This is a genomic window from Burkholderia sp. SR8 (assembly GCF_052851275.1).
Genome location: NZ_JAULUC010000002.1, coordinates 154,785 through 170,295 on the forward strand (window position 1 = coordinate 154,785; position 15,511 = coordinate 170,295).

Annotated in this window: 12 protein-coding genes; 3 read left to right on the plus strand and 9 right to left on the minus strand. The window is 67.8% G+C overall.

Annotated features, from left to right (window positions below; genetic code table 11):
* Window positions 1–14 precede the first annotated feature (14 nt).
* The gene (gene acnA / locus Q3A80_RS03005) at window positions 15–2,732 is read left to right on the plus strand and encodes an aconitate hydratase AcnA (protein WP_446327592.1); all 2,718 of its coding nucleotides are present in this window, start codon (window positions 15–17) and stop codon (window positions 2,730–2,732) included.
* A 177-nt stretch (window positions 2,733–2,909) separates the two neighbouring features.
* Here acnA and Q3A80_RS03010 read toward each other — a convergent pair whose 3' ends face one another.
* From Q3A80_RS03010 to Q3A80_RS03020, 3 genes are read right to left on the minus strand one after another with little or no spacing between them, the layout of a single operon-like run.
* Window positions 2,910–3,350, minus strand: coding sequence for a DUF1801 domain-containing protein (locus tag Q3A80_RS03010; RefSeq protein ID WP_446327593.1), 441 nt, complete (start codon window positions 3,348–3,350; stop codon window positions 2,910–2,912).
* On the minus strand, window positions 3,347–3,778 hold the full coding sequence (locus Q3A80_RS03015) for an SRPBCC family protein (RefSeq protein WP_446327594.1): 432 nt from the start codon (window positions 3,776–3,778) through the stop codon (window positions 3,347–3,349). Before Q3A80_RS03015 ends, Q3A80_RS03010 begins: the two co-directional genes overlap by 4 nt.
* Window positions 3,778–4,101: an ArsR/SmtB family transcription factor gene (locus Q3A80_RS03020; RefSeq protein WP_446327595.1), complete on the minus strand. Its 324-nt coding sequence runs from the start codon at window positions 4,099–4,101 to the stop codon at window positions 3,778–3,780. Before Q3A80_RS03020 ends, Q3A80_RS03015 begins: the two co-directional genes overlap by 1 nt.
* A 698-nt stretch (window positions 4,102–4,799) precedes the next feature.
* Here Q3A80_RS03020 and Q3A80_RS03025 point away from each other — a divergent pair.
* Complete coding sequence (locus Q3A80_RS03025; RefSeq protein ID WP_446327596.1) at window positions 4,800–6,539, plus strand: S53 family peptidase; 1,740 nt, start codon at window positions 4,800–4,802, stop codon at window positions 6,537–6,539.
* A gap of 91 nt (window positions 6,540–6,630) precedes the next feature.
* Here Q3A80_RS03025 and Q3A80_RS03030 read toward each other — a convergent pair whose 3' ends face one another.
* The 5 genes from Q3A80_RS03030 to Q3A80_RS03050 form a co-directional block, all read right to left on the minus strand.
* The gene (locus Q3A80_RS03030; RefSeq protein ID WP_446327597.1) at window positions 6,631–8,049 is read right to left on the minus strand and encodes an MFS transporter; all 1,419 of its coding nucleotides are present in this window, start codon (window positions 8,047–8,049) and stop codon (window positions 6,631–6,633) included.
* Window positions 8,050–8,323: 274 nt separating this feature from the next.
* The gene (locus Q3A80_RS03035; RefSeq protein ID WP_040141016.1) at window positions 8,324–9,160 is read right to left on the minus strand and encodes an ABC transporter permease; all 837 of its coding nucleotides are present in this window, start codon (window positions 9,158–9,160) and stop codon (window positions 8,324–8,326) included.
* 37 nt (window positions 9,161–9,197) lie between these two features.
* Window positions 9,198–10,463 (minus strand): ABC transporter permease, encoded by a 1,266-nt coding sequence (locus Q3A80_RS03040; protein ID WP_446327802.1) that lies wholly within the window; start codon window positions 10,461–10,463, stop codon window positions 9,198–9,200.
* A gap of 102 nt (window positions 10,464–10,565) precedes the next feature.
* Complete coding sequence (locus tag Q3A80_RS03045; protein ID WP_446327598.1) at window positions 10,566–11,612, minus strand: ABC transporter substrate-binding protein; 1,047 nt, start codon at window positions 11,610–11,612, stop codon at window positions 10,566–10,568.
* 76 nt (window positions 11,613–11,688) lie between these two features.
* Entirely contained in the window at window positions 11,689–12,783 is a 1,095-nt protein-coding gene (locus Q3A80_RS03050) for an ABC transporter ATP-binding protein (protein ID WP_446327599.1), read from the minus strand.
* Window positions 12,784–12,890: 107 nt separating this feature from the next.
* On the opposite strand from Q3A80_RS03050, the gene pdxR reads away from it, so the two are divergent.
* The gene (gene pdxR / locus Q3A80_RS03055) at window positions 12,891–14,414 is read left to right on the plus strand and encodes a MocR-like pyridoxine biosynthesis transcription factor PdxR (RefSeq protein ID WP_446327600.1); all 1,524 of its coding nucleotides are present in this window, start codon (window positions 12,891–12,893) and stop codon (window positions 14,412–14,414) included.
* Between the two features lie 54 nt (window positions 14,415–14,468).
* Here pdxR and Q3A80_RS03060 read toward each other — a convergent pair whose 3' ends face one another.
* Entirely contained in the window at window positions 14,469–15,509 is a 1,041-nt protein-coding gene (locus Q3A80_RS03060) for a lipase secretion chaperone (protein ID WP_446327601.1), read from the minus strand.
* Window positions 15,510–15,511 lie beyond the last annotated feature (2 nt).

The window sequence follows — 15,511 nt, forward strand, 5'->3', positions numbered from 1 at the left end:
CCAGGAAAATCACCATGGCCCACAATCTCCACAAGACCCTCAAGGAATTCGACAGCGGTTCCGGCAAAGGCAAGTTCTACTCGCTGCCGCAGCTCGGCAAGGAACTGAAGACGAAGATCGAGCGCCTGCCGGTGTCGATCCGTATCGTGCTCGAGTCCGTGCTGCGCAACTACGACGGCAAGAAGATCACCGAAGAGCACATCGAGCAGCTCGCGAACTGGCAGCCGACCGCGAAGCGCGTCGACGAGATTCCGTTCGTGGTGTCGCGTGTGGTGCTGCAGGACTTCACCGGCGTGCCGCTGCTCGCCGACATCGCGGCCATGCGCGGTGTCGCCGAGCGTTCGGGCAAGAATCCGAAGAAGATCGAGCCGCTGGTGCCGGTCGATCTCGTCGTCGACCACTCGGTCCAGATCGACTACTTCCGCCAGAAGGACGCGCTCGACCTGAACATGAAGCTGGAATTCCAGCGCAACAACGAGCGCTACCAGTTCATGAAGTGGGGCATGCAGGCGTTCGACACGTTCAAGGTCGTGCCGCCGGGCGTGGGCATCGTCCACCAGGTGAACCTCGAATATCTCGCGCGCGGCGTCCACAAGAAGGCGGAAGGCGGCGACACCGTGTACTACCCGGACACGCTCGTCGGCACCGACAGCCACACGACGATGATCAACGGCATCGGCGTGGTCGGCTGGGGCGTGGGCGGCATCGAGGCCGAAGCCGGCATGCTCGGCCAGCCGGTGTACTTCCTGACGCCGGACGTCGTCGGCGTCGAGCTGAAGGGCAGGCTGCGCGAAGGCGTGACGGCGACCGACCTGGTGCTGACGATCACCGAAATGCTGCGCAAGGAAAAGGTCGTCGGCAAGTTCGTCGAGTTCTTCGGCGAAGGCACGCGCTCGCTGTCGCTGCCGGACCGCGCGACGATCGGCAACATGGCGCCGGAATACGGCGCGACGATGGGCTTCTTCCCGGTCGACGAAAAGACGATCGAGTACTTCGAAGGCACGGGCCGCACGAAGGCCGAGATCGCCGCGTTCGAAAACTACTTCAAGGCGCAGAACCTGTTCGGCATTCCGAACGCCGGCGACATCGACTACACGAAGACGGTGACGCTCGACCTCGCGACGGTCGCACCGTCGCTGGCCGGCCCGAAGCGCCCGCAGGACCGCATCGAGATCGGCAACGTCAAGTCGACGTTCACCGAGCTGTTCTCGAAGCCGGTCGCGGAGAACGGCTTCGCGAAGAAGGCTGACGACCTGAACGCGCAGTACACGACGAGCAACGGCGTCGACGTGAAGAACGGCGACGTGCTGATCGCCGCGATCACGTCGTGCACGAACACGTCGAACCCGAGCGTGCTGCTGGCCGCCGGCCTGCTCGCGAAGAAGGCCGTCGAAGCCGGCCTGACCGTCGCGCCGCACATCAAGACGTCGCTCGCGCCGGGATCGCGGATCGTCACCGAGTACCTGACGAAGACGGGCCTGCTGCCCTACCTCGCGAAGCTCGGCTTCGAAGTCGCGGCGTACGGCTGCACGACCTGTATCGGCAACGCGGGCGACCTGACGCCGGAACTGAACGAAGCGATCACGAAGAACGACATCGTCGCGGCGGCCGTGCTGTCGGGCAACCGTAACTTCGAAGCGCGCATCCACCCGAACATCCGCGCGAACTTCCTCGCGTCGCCGCCGCTCGTCGTCGCGTACGCGATCGCCGGCAACATCACGCGCGACCTGATGACCGAGCCGGTCGGCAAGGGCAAGGACGGCTACGACATCTACCTCGGCGACATCTGGCCGACCAGCGAGGAAATTCATGCGCTGCTGAAGTTCGCGCTCGATCCGAAGAAGTTCGAGGACAACTACTCGAAGCTGACCAAGAAGGGCGACCTCTGGAGCAAGATCGAGGGCGAGACGGGCCAGGTCTACGACTGGCCGAAGTCGACCTACATCGCGGAGCCGCCGTTCTTCGGCAACGACTTCTCGATGGAGCCGGCCGCGGCGATCCCGACCGTCAAGGGCGCGCGCGCACTGGGCATCTTCGGCGACTCGGTCACGACCGACCACATCAGCCCGGCAGGCTCGATCAAGGAAGACTCGCCGGCAGGCAAGTGGCTGAAGGAAAACGGCGTGCAGAAGGCCGACTTCAACAGCTACGGCTCGCGCCGCGGCAACCACGACGTGATGATGCGCGGCACCTTCGCGAACGTCCGGATCAAGAACCTGATGATCCCGGCGAAGGCGGACGGCACGCGCGTCGAGGGCGGCCTGACGATTCACCAGCCGAGCGGCGAACAGCTGTCGATCTACGATGCGGCGATGAAGTACGTCGACGCCGGCACGCCGACCGTCGTGTTCGCGGGCGAAGAGTACGGCACGGGCTCGTCGCGCGACTGGGCCGCGAAGGGCACGCAACTGCTCGGCGTGAAGGCCGTGATCGCACGCAGCTTCGAGCGCATCCACCGCTCGAACCTCGTCGGCATGGGCGTGCTGCCGCTGCAGTTCAAGGGCGCGGACAGCATCCAGTCGCTCGGCATCACCGGCGAAGAGACCTACGACATCGAAGGCCTCGGCGACGACTTCAAGCCGCAGCAGGACGTCACGCTCGTGATTCATCGCAAGAACGGCGAAACGACGCGCGTGCCGGTGCTGCTGCGCATCGATACGCCGATCGAAGTCGACTACTACAAGCACGGCGGGATCCTGCCGTTCGTGCTGCGCTCGCTGCTCGCAGCGTAAGCGTCCTGCCTTTGCAGGTGCCGCAGCCGCCTCGCGGGCGGTTGCGGCCGATTTGGATGCCCGACCTCGTGTCGGGCTTTTTTTCGTGCGGCGGTCGGCGGTTGGCGCAGTGCCGATCGCACGGCGGCGGCCGCCCCGCTTTCGCGGAACGTCACCGGCCGGGATCCGGCTCGCGCGTCACGCCGTCTTGCTGGTTCGCGCCTTCGCGCCCGCGGAGGAACCCGACCGCGCGTTCTTCTTCAGATGCGTGCGGTTGTATTCGATCGCCGCGCGCACGAGATTCTGCAACGCCCGCTTGTCGATCCGGTCGCCTTCGAAGAAGTCGATCGCACGCCGCGCGTTGCCGTCGAGACCGTCGTTGAACAACCGGTCGGGATCGGCCAGCTTCGCACCGTGCATGAAGGTCACCTTCACCTTGCCCTTGTGCGCGTTCGCCACTGCGATCATCCCGTCGCACGACCAAACGGGGCTGCCCATCCATTTCCATTCCTCGACGATGCCCGCTTGCGCGTCGAGGATCGTCTGGCGCAGGTCCGCGAAAGTCTTGCCGCGCCAGTCGGCGATGCCGGCGATCAGCGCGTCGATGCGCTCCGACGGCGTCAGGTCGGTCGTGCTCATGCGCGGGCCTCCGTGCCTTCGTCGGGACGCGCCAGCACCTGTTCGAGCGACGCGAAGAACTGCGCCCACCCGTGCTGCGCACCGCGGTATGCCTGCTCCTGGTCCGTGCGGAAGCCGGCCTGCTCCATCCGCAACAGCGTGCCGCGCGGCGTCGGCGCGAGCGTCCACGTGACGACGCTTTCGAGGCCGTAAGCGGCCCACGTATAGGAGAGCACGCGCTCCGGCTCGATCGTCAGCACCGTGCAGTCGACCGAACCCCAGTCCGCGCGGAAACTGAACGCGCGGCCCGCGACGGGCTCGAAATCGCTCTGCATCAGCCACGCCTCGATCAGGTGCGGCTGCGTGAGCGCGCGCCAGATCTTCTCCGGCGGATGCGACAGTTCCCGTTCGACGACGACGGTACGCGTTTCGGTATTGGCCTGGTTCATCACTGGTCCATCCTGTTGAGCAGATCTTCGAGAGCGTCGAACCGGTTCTGCCAGAAGCCCGCCATCTGGCTGGTCCAGTCGATCAACGGAGTCAGCGCCTGCGGTTGCGCGCTGTAATGCGTCTGCCGGCCTTCGTGGCGGTCGCTCACGAGCCCGGCCTGCTTCAGTACGCCCAGATGCTTCGATACCGCCGGCTGCGACACGCCGGCGCGGGCCGTCAGCGCGGCAACCGTCAGCTCGCCCTCCGCGCACAGCCGCTCGAAGAGCGCGCGGCGCGTCGGATCGGCGAGTGTCCGGAACAGCATGTCGGGAGCGTTTTGCATGGTCGAATACATAACCTGGTGGTTATGGATTGAAGGATAGCGGCTGATCGGGAAGCGTCAAGGAGGAATTTCGGGACGCCCGTCGCTCGGGTCGCTTGGCCCGTTCGTCGCGGAGCGCCGAGCGGTGGCTAGCCGGCTGGTGAGGACATCGGGCGCCTGCCGATGCGGCGCCGCCATCCGAACTCGAGCATCTCCTCTAATGCGGTGATGCGCCCCGCGAACCGAAAGCGCGCTGCAAGACTCGGCCATGCGCTGTTCCACACTTCGGGAAACGGACGCGTTCGACCGGCGCCGTCTTTGCGTCTCATCGTACCGGGACGCAGTCGCATACGCGCAGCGGCGGCACGTGACCACATAGTGCAACTTGCGATACGCGCACGCCCGGTCTTCGGCGATGCACGCGCACGGCGAAACGCTCCCGCGATCGCGCACATTCCGATACCGCAACGAACGAGTCGCGCGTGCAAACGTCGCCGACCGTCGCGCGTTCGTGCGGCGAACCGGTTCCCTTTGCCGGCCGCCGCTGCGGCATGCGTGAACGGCCCATCGCGGGCGCGCGAGCACGCCGATGTCAGAACTGACAGCTATGAAAACTGGCAGCTACCTGAACGGCACCGACGCCCTACGCTCGTCACCGCTCGCGGCCCCACAAGGGCCGGGGCTTCCAGCAACGTCGTCTCTCCTAAAAAGGACTCCCGATGAAAAGGAACGCCCGGTTTGCCCTTCCTATTCCGTCGCCCCGCCGCTTCGCGTGCGCGTGGCCGCTCGTGTTCGCGGCCGGCGCCGCGCATGCGACGACGGACTGGGTCGACACTCACACGAAGGCCTTTCTGACCGGCCCGCAACTGACGGCGCGCAGCGCGGCGCCGTCGCTCGAGCTCGCGGCCGGCGAAACGGCCGACGTCGTCGTCAGCCTGAAGCTGCGCAATGCCGCGCAGCTCAAGCAGCTCGCGCACGACGTGAACCGGCCCGGCAACGCGCACTATCGGCAGTACCTGACGCACGAGCAGTTCCTCGCCCACTATGCGCCGACCGACGCGCAGGTGAAGTCGGTCGTCGACTACCTGCGCAAGAGCGGCTTCGTGAACATCGAGGTCGCGCCGAACCGGCTGCTGGTGTCCGCGCGCGGCACGGCCGGTACGGTGAAGACCGCGTTCAACACGTCGCTCGTGCATTTCGAGTATGCGGGCCGCTCGGGCTTCGCGAATGCGTCGACCGCGCAGGTGCCGCGCGCGCTCGGCGACATCGTCGGCTCGGTGCTCGGGCTGCAGAACGTCGCACGCGCAAGACCGATGCTGCGCATCGGCAACGTCGCGAAGCCGCAGGCGCTCGCGGCCGGCACGGCCACCGGCCATTATCCGAAGGAATTCCCCGGCCTCTACAACGCGACCGGCGTGCCGACCGCGGCGGGCGTGACGGTCGGGATCGTCACGATCGGCGGCGTATCGCAGACGCTCCAGGACCTGAAGCAGTTCACGTCGAGCAACGGTTACGGCACGGTCACGACCCAGACCGTGAAGACCAACGGCACCGGCACGACCGGCAGCTACAGCGACGACCAGGAAGGCCAGGGCGAATGGGATCTCGACAGCCAGTCGATCGTCGGCTCGGCCGGCGGCCAGGTCGGCAAGCTCGTGTTCTACATGGCGGACCTGAACGCGGCCGGCAACACCGGGCTCACGCAGGCGTTCAACCGGGCGGTGTCGGACAACACCGCGAAGGTGATCAACGTGTCGCTCGGCTGGTGCGAAACCGACGCGAACGCGGACGGCACGCTCGACGCCGAGGAACAGATCTTCACGACGGCCGCCGCGCAGGGCCAGACATTCTCGGTGTCGTCGGGCGACGAAGGCGTGTACGAATGCAACAACCGCGGCTATCCGGACGGCGCGAACTACACGGTGTCGTGGCCGGCCGCGTCGCCGCACGTGCTCGCGATCGGCGGCACGACGCTGTACACGACGTCGGCCGGCGCGTTCTCGAATGAAACCGTGTGGAACGAAGGCCTCGACGGCAACGGCAAGCTATGGGCGACGGGCGGCGGCGTCAGCACGATCCTGCCGGCGCCGTCGTGGCAGTCGGGCAGCAACCGTCAGTTGCCCGATGTGTCGTTCGACGCCGCGCAGAGCACGGGCGCGTACATCTACAACTACGGCCAGCTGCAGCAGATCGGCGGCACGAGCCTCGCCGCGCCGATCTTCACCGGCTTCTGGGCGCGTCTGCTCGCGGCGAACGGCACGGGCCTCGGTTTCCCGGCCGGCAAGTTCTATGCGGACATTCCGTCGAACCCGTCGCTCGTGCGCTATGACGTCGTGTCGGGGAACAACGGCTATCAGGGCTATGGCTACACCGCCGGCACCGGCTGGGACTACCCGACCGGCTTCGGCAGCCTGAACATCGCGAACCTCAACAAGCTGATCCAGACGGGCGGCTTCTGAGCATGACGTGATGTGACGTGACCGGCCGGCGCGCGGCGGCGTTCGTCGCGCGCCGGCCCGGGACATTCAGGCAGCGGCTTCAAGGGCGACGCTACTCCGCCGCGGGCTCCTTCACCGGCACCGACGCAACGGGCGCGCCGGCCCGATGCGACGGCGCGAAAAGCCGCAGCCCGCTCGCGACGCTCGCGGCTCCGGCGAAGCCCGCACCGAGCATCAGCGCGAGCGTCGGCCCGTGCCGCCCCGCGATCCCGAACGACAACGCGACGAGCGCCGCGCCGGTCGCCTGTCCGATCAGCCGCGCGGTCGCAATGATCCCGCTCGCACCGCCGCTGCGCTCGGGCGGCGCGCTCGACATCAGCGCCTTCAGGTTCGGCGACTGGAAGAATCCGAAGCCCGCGCCGCACAGCATCATCCGCCAGCCGATGTCGACGACGCCCGGCGCCGCCGGCAGCGCGGCGAGCGACACCATCCCCGCGCTCAGCAGCGCGAGCCCGATCGCCCCGAGCAATCCGGGCGGATAGCGATCGGACAAGCGGCCCGCGATCGGCGCGGCGAGCGCGACGATCGCCGACCACGGCGTCATCAGGAAGCCGGTTTCCACCGCACTGCGATGCAGGACGGTTTCGAAATAGAACGGCAGCGACACGAACGCGAGCCCCTGCGCGGCGAACGCGCACACGGCCGTCAGCGCGGACAGCGTGAACACCGGACGCCGGAACAGGTCGACCGGCAGCATCGGCGCCGGGTGTCCGGCCTGACGGCGGATCAGCAGCCAGCCGAACGCGAGCGCGACGGCGGCGGCCGCGAACACGACGGACAGCGGCCCGCGCTGCGCGAATTCGCCGAGCGCGAAGATCAGCGACGCGAACGTGATCACGTTGAACAGCGCGGCGAGCGGATCGAATGCATGCTTGCCGCGCGCCGTCTGCGGCAGCGACGGAATCGCGACGGCGAGCGCGAGCACGCCGAGCGGCACGTTGACCGCGAACAGCCACGGCCATGCGGCCACCGACAGGATCAGCGACGCGATCGTCGGCCCCACCGCGAACGACACGCCGACGACGAGCGCGTTGAACCCGACGCCGCGCCCGAGCCGGTGCGCGGGAAACAGGTTGCGGATCAGCGCGACGTTTACGCTCATGATCGCGCTCGCGCCGAAGCCCTGCACGATCCGCGCTGCCGTCAGCTGCGGCAGCGTCGCCGCGAGCGAGCAGCCGAGCGACGCGAGCGTGAACACCGCGAGCCCCGCGACATACACGCGCTTGTGGCCGACGATGTCGCCGAGCGACGCGAACGGCAGCAGCGTCGCGACCATCGCGAGCTGGTACGCATTGATGATCCACACCGACGCGGCCGGCGACGCGTGCAGGTCGGCGGCGATCGCGGGCAGCGCGGTGTTCGCGATCGCGGTGTCGAGCGTCGCGAGCGCGACGGCGAGCAGCACGGCGGACATCGCGCGCCAGTTGACGGCCGGCTCACGGGCGCCGGCGGAAGAAGCGAATTCGGACAAGATGAGGCTCGGCTGACGAGCGACGCACGGCGTCGCGGATTGAGCGGCGCGGCAACGGACGTTCCGTGCGGCAGGAACGGAACGCGCGGCACCGCGAGCCGTATTGTTGCAGAGCCGCATCGAACGTGCAGGCAACTGCGTCGCCAGTCAGCGAAACGAAAGGTTCGGCGTGCCGCATGCGACGTGCGGCATCGTTGAGGACGCAACGATCAGGGGATGGCTGGCGGGCGGCTCGACGAGCCGGCATCCCGCCGACCGTTACACGTGCACGCCGTTACGACACCGCGCGCCGCGCGTTGCGGCCGCGCAGCCATTCGAGCGCGAGCAGCAGGCTCGTCGAGAAGATGATCAGGATCGTCGCGAGCGCGGCGATCGTCGGGCTGATGTTCTCGCGGATCCCGGTGAACATCTGGCGCGGCAGCGTCGTCTGGTCCGCGCCGGCGAGGAACAGCGTGACGACGACTTCGTCGAACGACGTCGCGAACGCGAACAACGCACCCGACATCACGCCCGGCGCGATCACCGGCAGCGTCACGCGAAAGAACGTCGTGACGGGATTCGCGCCGAGCGACAGGCTTGCGCGCACCAGGTTCTGGTTGAAGCCCTGCAGCGTTGCCGCAACCGTCGTCACGACGAACGGCACGCCGAGCGCCGCGTGCGCGGCGATCAGCCCGGTGTAGGTATTCGCGAGCCCGAGCGGCGCGAAGAACAGGTACATGCCGACGCCGACCACGACGACGGGCACGATCATCGGCGACAGCAGCACGGCCATCAGCAGCCCCTTGCCGCGGAAGTCGGCCTTGGTGAGGCCGATCGCGGCGAGCGTGCCGAGCACGGTCGCGACGACGGTCGCCGACGGCGCGACGATGAAGCTGTTCTTCGCGGCCATCCGCCATTCGTCGGATGCGATCAGGTTCTCGTACCAGCGCGTCGAGAAGCCGGGAATCGGATACACGAGGAACGTGCTCGACGAGAACGACAGCGGTACGATCGCGAGCACCGGCAGGATCAGGTACAGCAGCGTCAGCACGACGAGCACGCGCAGCGCGACGTACCACGCGCGCTCGACGAACGACATGTGCGGCGCGAACAGCGGCCTGGCGAGTTTCATGGTGGGCATCCCCTTCCCGTTTCCCTGTGCCCGGCGCTCAGCCGAGACTCACGTTGGTGCGCGTGAAGCGCCCGTACACCGCATACAGCACGAGCGTCGCCGCGAGCAGCAGCCCGCCGAGCGCACACGCCATGCCCCAGTTGATCGTCACGTTCGTGAAGTACGCGACGTAGTAGCTGACCATCTGGTCGTTCGGGCCGCCGAGCAGCGCGGGCGTGATGTAGTAGCCGATCGCGAGGATGAACACGAGCAGCGCGCCGGCGCCGACGCCCGGATAGGTCTGCGGCACGTACACGCGCCAGAACGCGGCGAACGGATGGCTGCCGAGCGACACGGCCGCGCGCTGGTAGGTCGGCGGAATCGACTTCATCACGCTGTACAGCGGCAGGATCATGAACGGCAGCAGGATGTGCGTCATCGAGATGTACACGCCGACACGGTTGAACAGCAGCGTCAGCGGATGCGAGATCAGCCCGCTGCCGATCAGCGCCTTGTTCACGAGCCCCTCGCTCTGCAGCAGCACGATCCACGCGGCGACGCGCACCAGCACCGACGTCCAGAACGGAATCAGCACGAAGATCATCACGAGGTTCGCGCGGCGCTCCGACAGCGTCGAAATCCAGTATGCGAGCGGATAGCCGAGCAGCAGCGCGAACAGCGTGACGGCGACGCCGATCACGAACGTGCGGCCGAAGATCGCGAGATAGATCGACTGATCCGGGTCGGCCTGCACGATATGGCCGAAGCCGTCCTGCTTGTGGTCGAGCGCGGCGAGCAGGTAGAACGGCGACACCTGGCTGCCGTTCTTCGCGATCGACTGCCAGTACGCGGCATCGCCCCAGCGCGAATCGAGCTCGATCAGTTTCGCGCGCGTCTGCGCGGGCGTCAGCGCCGTGTCGCCCGCGCTCCCATCGCCCTTCAGCGGCATCGCACGCGCCGTCTTCGCGACGAGCGAGCGATAGCCGGGAATCTCGGTGTTCAGGCGCCGCGCGAGCGCGCCCATCGCCTCGCTGTCGGCGACCTTCGTCATGTCGGCGGCGAGCGCGGCATACGCGGCGTCGGACGGCGGCGCCTTGCGGTCCCAGCCCGACAGCGCGGCGATCGTGTTCGGCAGCGCGGTCGCGATCTCGGGGTTCTGCACCGCGCGCGTGAGCAGCGTGCCGATCGGCACGACGAAGATGAGCAGCAGGAAGATCGCGAGCGGCGCGATCAGCAGCAGCGCCATCGTGCGCTTGCGGGCCTCGGCGGCCTTCAGTTCGCGCTTGAGCGCGGCTGTCGACGGCGAGGAAGGAGCGATCGTCATCGTGTTCAACGGTTCTCTCCGGCCGGGCTCGATCCGGCGGAATGCCGCGCGGCGCGTTCGCTGCGCCGCGCGGCAGGTTGCATCAGGACGCCTGAGTAGCGGTTACTTCGTCGCCCACGCGGCGAAGCGCTGCTCGAGCTCGTCGCTGTGGTCGGTCCAGAAACCGATGTCCTCCAGCACCGCGTTCTTGCCGTTGGCCGGCGAGTTCGGCAGGTTCGCGAGCGTCTTCGCATCGAGCGACTTGATCGCCGCGACGTTGGCCGGGCCGTACGCGATGTGCTGCGCATACGCCTGCTGCGGCTTCGGCGTCAGCGTGTACGCGATGTACTGCTCGGCGAGCGCCTTGTTCGGCGAGCCCTTCGGAATCGCCCAGTAGTCGAGGTCGTAGATGCTGCCGTTCCACACGACCTTCAGGTTCTTGCCTTCCTTCTGCGCGGCGTCGATGCGGCCGTTGTACGCGGTCGACATCACGACGTCGCCGGCCACCAGGAACTGCGGCGGCTGCGCGCCGGCTTCCCACCACTGGATGTACGGCTTCAGCTCGTCGAGCTTCTTGAACGCGCGGTCCTGGCCGGCCTTCGTGCCGAGCACCTTGTACACGTCCTTCGTCGCGACGCCGTCGGCCATCAGCGCGAACTCGAGGTTGTAGCGCGCGCCCTTGCGCATCCCGCGCTTGCCGGGGAATTTCTTCACGTTCCAGAAATCGGCCCAGCCGGTCGGCGCGGTCTTCAGCTTGTCCGCGTTGTACGACAGCGCGGTCGACCACACGAAGAAGCCGACGCCGCACACCTGCGGCGCTTCCGGAATCAGGTCCGATTTCTTCGCGATCTTCGACCAGTCGAGCTTCTCGTACAGCCCTTCGTCGCAGCCGCGGTTCAGGTCGCCCGATTCGACCTCCACCACGTCCCAGTTGACGTGCTTCGCCTCGACCATCGCCTTCACTTTCGCCTGCTCGCCGTTGTATTCGACGGCCGTGACCTTGTTGCCGGTGGCCTTCTCGAACGGCTGGTTGAACGCGGCCTTCTGCGCGTCGCCGTTCGCGCCGCCGAAGTTGACGACCGTGAGTTCGGCCGCCGAGGCCGATGCGCCGACGGCGGCGAGCGCCAGGGCGAGCGCGGTACGACGCGCGGTAGAGCTTGCTCCGTTCATGATGGTTCCTCTCCTCTCGTGGTGGAAGTGGGCGTTGTTGTTGACGACGTGCTGCGAAAAAACGGGAAACCCTGCGTCACGCGAACACGCGCAGGTGCTCGGGCGAGAATGCGAGCGATACCGGCGCGCCGGGCGCGAACGCGTCGAGCGCGCCCGTGCCGAGCGGCACCTTCACGAAGCATTCGTCCTGGCCCGGCAATGCGCAGCGCATGCGCACGTGATCGCCGAAATAGATCAGGCTGCGCGCCTCGCCGGTCACGCGGTTCGCGGCGCCGCCGTTCAGGTGACCGTTCGCGAGGCTCATGCGTTCGGGGCGAATGCACGCGACGGCCGGCGCGCCTTCGGCCGCGTCGCCGATGCGGCGTCCGACGAGCTGCGTGCCGTCGTCGAGCCGGAACTCGCAGAATTCGCCGTCGATGCGCGCGATGGTGCCGCGCAACCGGTTGCTGTCGCCGATGAAGTTCGCGACGAATTCGTTGCACGGCGATTCGTACAGGCGGTCGACGGTATCGAGCTGCTGCACGATGCCCTTGTCGAACACGGCGACGCGATCGGACATCGTCAGCGCCTCGCCCTGGTCGTGCGTCACGTACACGAAGGTCACGCCGAGCTTCTCGTGCAGCGCCTTCAGTTCGTACTGCATGTGTTCGCGCAACTGCTTGTCGAGCGCGCCGAGCGGCTCGTCCATCAGCACGAGCTTCGGCTCGAACACGAGCGCGCGCGCCAGCGCGATGCGCTGCTGCTGACCGCCCGACAGCTGCGCCGGGTAGCGCTTCGCGAAACGCTCCATCTGGACCATCTTCAGCGCATGCGCGACGCGCTCCGCCCGCTCGCCGGCCGACAGCTTGCGCACCGTCAGCGGATACGCGACGTTCTGCTCGACCGTCAGGTGCGGAAACAGCGCGTAGTTCTGGAACACCATGCCGATGTTGCGCTTGTGCGGCGGAACGGTGTTCAGCAGCTCGCCGTCGAGGCGGATCTCGCCGCCCGTCGGGAACTCGAAGCCTGCCAGCATCATCAGGCAGGTGGTCTTGCCCGAGCCGGACGGCCCGAGCAGCGTCAGGAATTCCCCTCGACGGATATCGAGGTCGAGCGATTTGACGACCAGCGTCTCGCCGTCGTAGGTCTTCCGCACGCCGCGAAAGCTGACGATCACATCATCGGACTTCATCGTGGCTGTCCCCTTGCTGCGCGACAATCATTTTTGAGATGGACCCACTATACGGCCGGCACGGTTCTATACTAGGGAACCATTTCAATATTCCTAGTAGGACCACTTTGGATACCGTGATCCTCGCCGACTGGCTCTCCGCCCGCATCGACCGCAGCTCGCCCGAGCCGATGTACCGGCAGTTGCTGCAGCTGATGCAGCAGGCCATCCTGACCGGCGAATTGGGGCCGGGCACAAAACTCCCGAGTTCGCGCACGCTGGCGGCCGACCTGTCGATCGCGCGCAATACCGTGCTGCACGTGTACGACCAGCTGACGGCCGAAGGCTACGTGCTGACGACCACCGGCAGCGGCACGTACGTGGCCGACACGCGGCCGGACGCAGCCGCGATCCATGCACCGGGTGCCGCGGCGCCGTCGGCCGGCAGCGGTGCGCTATCGCTGCCGGACGCGCAGGGCGGGCTGTCGATGCGCGGCCGCCAGCTGATTGAGCACGCGGGCGTGTCGCGGCGCCAGTGGGGCGCGTTCATGCCCGGCGTGCCGGACGTGTCGGAATTCCCGAGCCGCACGTGGAGCCGCCTGCAGGCGCGCCTGTGGAAGGAAGCGAATCCCGAGCTGCTGACCTATGCGCCTGGCGGCGGCTACCGGCCGCTGCGCCGCGCGCTCGCCGACTACCTGCGCGTCGCGCGGTCGGTCAAATGCTCGCCGGACCAGGTGATCATCACGACCGGCATCCACCAGTCGATCGACCTCGCGGTGCGGCTGCTGTCCGACATCGGCGATCGCGCGTGGGTCGAGGAGCCGTGCTACTGGGGCGTGCGCAGCGTGCTGCAGGCGACCGGCCTCGCGCTGACGCCGGTGCCGGTCGACCAGGAAGGAATCGATCCGAGCGCGAGCGACATGCAGCAACCGCCGCGGCTCGTGCTCGTCACGCCGTCGCACCAGTATCCGCTCGGAATGGTGATGAGCCTCGCGCGGCGCCGGATGCTGCTCGAATACGCGCGCCAGCACCGCTGCTGGATCATCGAGGACGACTACGACAGCGAATTCCGCTATGGCAGCCGCCCGCTCGCGTCGCTGCAGGGCCTCGACGACGGCGGCCGCGTGATCTACGTCGGCAGCCTCGGCAAGATGCTGTTCCCCGGCCTGCGGATGGGCTACATGGTGGTGCCCGAGCATCTGGTCGACACGTTCCGCACCGGGCTGTCGGAGCTGTATCGCGAAGGCCAGCTGATGCAGCAGGCCGTGCTCGCCGAATTCATCATGGACGGGCACCTGACGTCGCACGTGCGGCGGATGCGCACGCTGTACGGCGAGCGCCGGCAATTGCTGATCGATGCGATCCATGCGCGCTTCGGCGACGCGCTCCCCGTGATGGGCGACGAAGCCGGGCTGCATCTGGTGCTCGGCCTGCCCGACACATGCGACGATCGCGCGGTCACGCAAAGCGCGTTCGACGCGGGCGTGATCGTGCGCCCGCTGACCAGCTACTACAGCTGCGCGGACACCGCGCGGCGCGGGCTGCTGCTCGGCTATGCGTGCGTCGCGCACGAAGGCATCGGACCCGCGTTCGATACGCTCGCGGGGACCATCGAACGGCATCTGCCGCGGGAGTTCACGCACGCGGCATGAGCGTGTGCGGGAGTGCGCGCGGGATCGTACGGTTCGTGCACGCGATTGCCTGCATCATTGCGCGGCAGCGGCGCCGCGGTCGAGTGAAGCCGCGCGCACGGCTTCGCCCGGCTTCGTGAACATCCGTTGCCGCAGCGCGGCAATCTGCGCGTCGCGATCCTGCGCCGATAACCCGGCCCCATCGATCTGCGCGCGCTGTGCCGCATAGTCCGCATAGCGGCTCTGCCACGCCGCGTCATCCTGCTGCATCTGCGCGACGCGCGCGGCGGCTTCGGGACCGAGCGTCTGCATCAGTTGTGCGCGCATCGCGTCGGGCGTCGCGCCGCTCTTCTGCAACTGCGCGATCCGGTCGATCGCGGCGCGTTGCCGGTCGGCCTTCTGTTGCGCCGCGCGTTCGTCGGCCGGCAACTGCTGTGCGAGCGCCGCGAGCCGCTCCGCCTTCTGCGCGTCCGTCAGCGTGCGGTCCTGCGCGATCTTGAGCCGCGCGAGATCGTAGCGCTGCCGCCACTGCTCCGCGCCGAAGAACGGCTGGCTCCAGTCGCCGAGCGTCCGGTATCCGATCGACGCGCGCTGGTCCAGCGCGAGCTGCAGTGCGCCCGGATCGGACTTGTCGACCGCACCGGCCTGCGGCAGTTTCGCGAGCGCGTCGAGATACGCGCGATAGCGATGCCAGACGTCGAGCGCCTCGGGCTGCGCGATCGTGCCGTCGAGCTGCGCGGCGATCTCGCGCACGACGAGCGCATCGAGCGCGGTGGCGCTCAGGTCGCTCCGCGCGGTCAGGCAATAATCGAAGAAATCGCGCACCGCGCGCGACTTCGCGAGATGGCCGCCGGCATCGAGCGGCAACCGCGGCGCGCTCGACCCGGCCAGCGACGACGGCAGGCCGGCGCTCGCCGGCAACGCGGCCTGCGGCACGCCGGCCGCCGCGTTCGAGCTGCCCGGCGCTCCCGCATCCGGCGACGCATGCGTGGCAACCGTTGCGTGCGGCGGTGCCGCGCCGCTCCAGAACGCGACGCCGGCCATCGCCGCCAGCCCGACCGCCCCGTAGATCGCCACGCGCCGCGCGAGCGGCGCGCGTCCTTCACGTACGGCCATCG

What these genes read in the sequence shown, in the direction of transcription:
- acnA (WP_446327592.1), top strand. Translation starts at nt 15, where the DNA reads ATGGCCCACAATCTCCACAAGACCCTCAAGGAATTCGACAGCGGTTCC.
- Q3A80_RS03010 (WP_446327593.1), bottom strand. Translation starts at nt 3,350, where the DNA reads ATGAGCACGACCGACCTGACGCCGTCGGAGCGCATCGACGCGCTGATC.
- Q3A80_RS03015 (WP_446327594.1), bottom strand. Translation starts at nt 3,778, where the DNA reads ATGAACCAGGCCAATACCGAAACGCGTACCGTCGTCGTCGAACGGGAA.
- Q3A80_RS03020 (WP_446327595.1), bottom strand. Translation starts at nt 4,101, where the DNA reads ATGCAAAACGCTCCCGACATGCTGTTCCGGACACTCGCCGATCCGACG.
- Q3A80_RS03025 (WP_446327596.1), top strand. Translation starts at nt 4,800, where the DNA reads ATGAAAAGGAACGCCCGGTTTGCCCTTCCTATTCCGTCGCCCCGCCGC.
- Q3A80_RS03035 (WP_040141016.1), bottom strand. Translation starts at nt 9,160, where the DNA reads ATGAAACTCGCCAGGCCGCTGTTCGCGCCGCACATGTCGTTCGTCGAG.
- Q3A80_RS03040 (WP_446327802.1), bottom strand. Translation starts at nt 10,463, where the DNA reads ATGACGATCGCTCCTTCCTCGCCGTCGACAGCCGCGCTCAAGCGCGAA.
- Q3A80_RS03045 (WP_446327598.1), bottom strand. Translation starts at nt 11,612, where the DNA reads ATGAACGGAGCAAGCTCTACCGCGCGTCGTACCGCGCTCGCCCTGGCG.
- Q3A80_RS03050 (WP_446327599.1), bottom strand. Translation starts at nt 12,783, where the DNA reads ATGAAGTCCGATGATGTGATCGTCAGCTTTCGCGGCGTGCGGAAGACC.
- Q3A80_RS03060 (WP_446327601.1), bottom strand. Translation starts at nt 15,509, where the DNA reads ATGGCCGTACGTGAAGGACGCGCGCCGCTCGCGCGGCGCGTGGCGATC.